General features: G+C 52.2%; 1 protein-coding gene and 1 pseudogene. One reads left to right on the top strand and one right to left on the bottom strand.

Features of this window, described 5'->3' with window-relative positions:
• Positions 1–180 precede the first annotated feature (180 nt).
• Positions 181–324, bottom strand: a pseudogene (locus AC56LW_RS23935) (IS6 family transposase); the annotation flags it as partial.
• 150 nt (positions 325–474) lie between these two features.
• Between AC56LW_RS23935 and AC56LW_RS23930 the strand changes: the two are divergent.
• Positions 475–3,732, top strand: a complete 3,258-nt coding sequence (locus AC56LW_RS23930) for a hypothetical protein (RefSeq protein ID WP_499638337.1) — start codon at positions 475–477, stop codon at positions 3,730–3,732.
• Positions 3,733–4,524 lie beyond the last annotated feature (792 nt).

The raw sequence follows: 4,524 nt of genomic DNA, 5'->3' as shown, positions 1-4,524 counted from the left end.
GGCGCTGGGCTATAAATCGCCGCGAATGTTTAGAAAAGAGCGACCGTGTCAGGCTCTGGAAACTGACGCTAACTAAGCATCAGACTGTGTCCGGGAATAGCGGGGCAAGATCAGACAAAAGCGAGGCTCCTAGATTCATTCCCGAAATTAAGTACAAACTCTACCTACTGGAACTGAGCTAGATAGGCCTCGCTCCGTCATCATCTCGACCAAATCCCGGTGTGAGAGCTTATAGCGCAGGTGCCAGCGCACGCACAAAATGATGATCTCTTGTTCGAAGTGTCGACCTTTGAACAGGTCGCTCTTGCTTGAGTGGCTACGCATGCTGGGCAAAGGCCGTCATTCTAGCCCAGTCGCAATTTGCACCAGGGCCGCGCATATGATCGGTCCACCAACGATTTTAAAACTAGTGCAACTTTTTATAAATTATGCAACTATCTGGTTTACTAAACATTACTTCTAAAAATCACAATCATGAACACGTCTTTGTCTACCCGCAGTGCGAACGCTATGTATGGACGGGAAGCAGAACTTCAGAAGTTAATGGAAGCGTACCAGACCGTCAAAGAGAGAAATCGTCCATATTTCGTGAATATCCTTGCGGAGACGGGCTTCGGCAAGACTAGGCTAATTCAGAAGTTCTATGCCGAACTTACTGTTGCTTATGACCCGCAGCATTACTGGGAAACAGGATTGGGAACAGGGCCCGACATGCCTATCAATCCGCTGCCGGACATCCCGGTCTCTGACGCCTCCGACGGGTTGCCTCACCATACAGAGGTCGGGGAGGCCAACACGAAAGTAGCACCCGACATTCCATTCATCTGGTGGGGGTTACGTAACAGCAATGAGGAAGCGCGCAACGTGTCTCAGGGCGGTGACGCCTACCAACGCGCACAGAGTTTTCTCGATCCGCAACTGGCCGCGTATGCGCACAATCAGCAAACGAGACACGCAAGTATCGATATCGCAAAGAAGTCAGCTACGCTGGCATTGAAGGCACTGACATTTGGCTTGAGCGACATGGTCAAGGATATGGTCGACATGGTCGATCCTGTTATCAGTATCCTCGAACTGAATGACACCAAGCACGCTCACCGGAAGTCGGATTGGTATATCAAGCGGGTCCAGTCTGTTCGTGCAAAAACTAATGCGAAATCGCGGATGGATATTGTCGTCGATGGTTTGCTGTACATGATGCGTCAGCAAAACTGGTCGGCGCTCGGTGTGTCGGTCTACGAGAAACAAGCTGTGCCGTTGATTCTCGTGCTGGACGATGTGCAGTTCCTGGACTTCAACACCATGGTGCTTGCTGAGCGGTTGTTAAACGTGGCCATCAGAGAAGGGTTGCCGCTGCTATTGTTGAGTACCGCCTGGACGCACCGCTGGGACCGATCGAACAATGCCGGCCAGATGCCAAAGCTCAGATCGTTGTTCGATCACGTTGATGCAAGCGAAAAATGCCAGATATCACTCGACAAGTTGGAAGACCGCTACCTTGGCCCGATGGTGAGCGACTTACTTCCCTCCTTGAGCGAGCAGCAGCGCGAAATCCTGATCCACCGTGCCGACGGAAATCCGCTGATTGTTAAGGAGTTAGCTGCCTACTTCAATAGCTACGCCGATTTTTTCGAGAACGGCGATATCTCGCAACGTTTGACGGTCGAAGGCGAGAAGAAGCTGGGTGAAAAATCGCCTTCCATTCATGACCTGGTAGCGGAGCGCTACAAGGGACTGTCCACATCTACCTTGCAAAGTCTGCAATGGGCCAGCTTCCAGGGCATCGAGTTCGATGAACTGTTCACCCAGATCGCGCTTGACCCAACACCTCGCGACGCGACATCCCGCTCGCTGCTCGAAGCGAACACGCCAGCCCACCTCGTCACCCCAGTGTTTGAAGCCAATTGGCGTTTTACGCAGAGAAGTTATTGGGAAGTGATCACCGCCGGGCTGGAAGAAACAGGTAAGATCCGCGAGGTTAAGAAGGCGTACTTTGCCAATCTTCGCAAGATGCGGCACAGCTCCGAATGGCGATCCTTGAAACGGTTAGACCAACGAAAGCTACTTGACCTCTTGATTGGCCTCGATCAGGACCCTGCCCATACAGATCGCTTACCCATGGAAGAAAAAGCTACCATTTTAGGCGACAAGATTATGCTACTGGTGCAGGATCAACTGTTTGAGGAATCGTTACAGATCGTCGCTCAACTCGCCAACATGCTGCCGGCCAGCGCATCCGAGATTGGCTGGTGGCCCATCACCGTCATTCCGCTGGAAACCAACATCGCTATTTTGCGCGCGTTGTCCATCGTGGGATTCGGTGTCGACGATTCACTACTCGCCAGCCAACCCACAAACGCCATCGACTACAAAGCGGGATTCGAGGAGCTTGGCGTGCACCTCATCGATGTCCACGTGTCACTTGTTGTGCTGGACGACAATCGGTCGCGTGATGCTAAAACCCTATCAACCGATATTGCGGCAGTGCAGGCTGTGCTCGCGTTCTTGGGGACCTACGGCCGCACTTCAGGCAGCATGCATTGGGTCCGGCATCATCGGACACTACATGGCCTCTTTTGCGCACTGACGGAGGCACCGACTTTGCCTTCACTGCTCGACTACTTGCGCGTGAGCGTCGACAATATTAAACAGAATGTGGAGCGTCTGCACGGATTGCATCCTGACGCAATGCTTAAGGACGGGGTGGCGGTGAATGCGCGCATGCGTAACGCGCACGCTCGAAATTTTTGGTCGGATGCCCAGCTCGACATGGATACAGCCGAGCAGGTCTTAATTCGAATTGGCAACGACTATCCCGCCTCGTACACCCTTTGCAGAGCTTATTTTTTAGCCAGCAAAGGATCCTGCCTGTCGGCATTCAAAAGCTTCAATCCGGATCACGACATCTACAATCGGGCTTGGGCGAAGGCAGCTGACTTGTATGGAGACCTCTTGTTTGACATCGTGTCGCCGCGCGCCGGCCTGGACGCTACCGACAACAGTTTCCTGCGTGATCTCTCTTTGCAAGAGGCGTCGTTGCTGTTGAATGGTCTGAAGAATGTCATCATGGATGCGGTCGTCTATCAGCGCGACTTTCATACACCGCTTTTTCCAAAGGCCATCGCCTGCGCTGAATATTTTTTCGATCAGCTCGACCGAACGCAGATGGGTACGCTGGAATTTGTATGCGATGCACTCAACTTGGGTTACGCCGTTATCGCTCGAGTGGGCGGGATCCAAGGTGGCGAGCCTGAAGTGGCTGACGCATTGCTCCCTGATTTCCTCTCAGGACTGAACGTCCAGGCTGTACGGTTCGTCGACGATGAAGTCGGCTCCACATTGGTGATGAAAGACCTCGTGAAGCAGCAAATGCGATTGATCGAACGATTTCGTCCCTTGTTCGGTACTGCCCTGCCATTCATTCTTCTCGAAATCGAATGCAATACCCACCTCTTCGAAGTTTGCGCCGGACTGGATATCCCTGGCCCTGCCGTCCCAAATCTTATCGATCGTGCTTTTGCCAGCATCAGGAGGTCGAAGGATGACCGATGGGCAGGACGTGCCCAAGCACCTGCGTTGTTCAGACCCATCGCTATATTCCTTTGCATTGCGTTAGATGGCGCTGGCCGGGTCACGCGCTTGAAGGAACTGTTGGCGCACTATCCCAGTGCCCAGGAGTATCCGCTGTTGCGTCACCAGTACAATAATTTCGTGGAAAATGGAATAATGTGATGCATTTGAGCTCATGCATCGCATTGCAAGGGCAGCTAGAGTCGCGAATCTGACAGCACAGGGCGAACTACACTGGAAATCCGGGCAGCGGTCTTGGCCGCCGTCCAATGAAATAAAACTGGAACTCGGGACATCTCCAGGTTCATAGTACCGACTGATCTAAAGTCGGAAAACAGTTTCAAATTTACTTCATATATCGATGAACTAAATTTGAAATTGGTTGAATTCCAGAGCATTACTCTTGGCTTGCTTGACGACACTGCATCCACTCAAGCGAGGAACAGGTAGCTGCCACACGAACACCATAATAGGCCTCAGCAGACTACCACGCCACGGTCTAATCGATGCCATTGCAGGGATTCAGACGACCGTGTCGACAGCGGGACGCAGATGGATTTCTGCTCTTTGAACGAACTGGAAAAAGGGTCTTCGAACGTCTACGTCCAGCCGATTACGGACGCATTCTGGCGTCCGCTAACGACCTATTGTGTTGAAAAAGTCGAACGGCAACTTTTATAGCGAATTTTCGGTAATGTCGACAGTCCAACCGACTCGCGTTTCGTGCCATGGTGGCTGTTTTGAACAGTCGAGTTACCGATCCTTCGTTTTAGACGGACAATGGAGCCGAGTTTTTCAACAAAATAGGCCGTTAGCGGACGCTACAATAGGTCCGCAACCGGCCCAGGCTGTGTAATAACTTAGAAGCAGGCTTTGGCAGTAGAACTGTACCCGCCGATGCGTATGGTGCGGCGCTTTAGGGTAATCAGGGAGCAGTGCCGGTTTTTTGGGGAT

The organism is Telluria sp. LT2P80, assembly GCF_059685955.1.
This window is presented reverse-complemented; position numbering and strand designations above follow the sequence as displayed.

What these genes read in the sequence shown, in the direction of transcription:
- AC56LW_RS23930 (WP_499638337.1), top strand. Translation starts at nt 475, where the DNA reads ATGAACACGTCTTTGTCTACCCGCAGTGCGAACGCTATGTATGGACGG.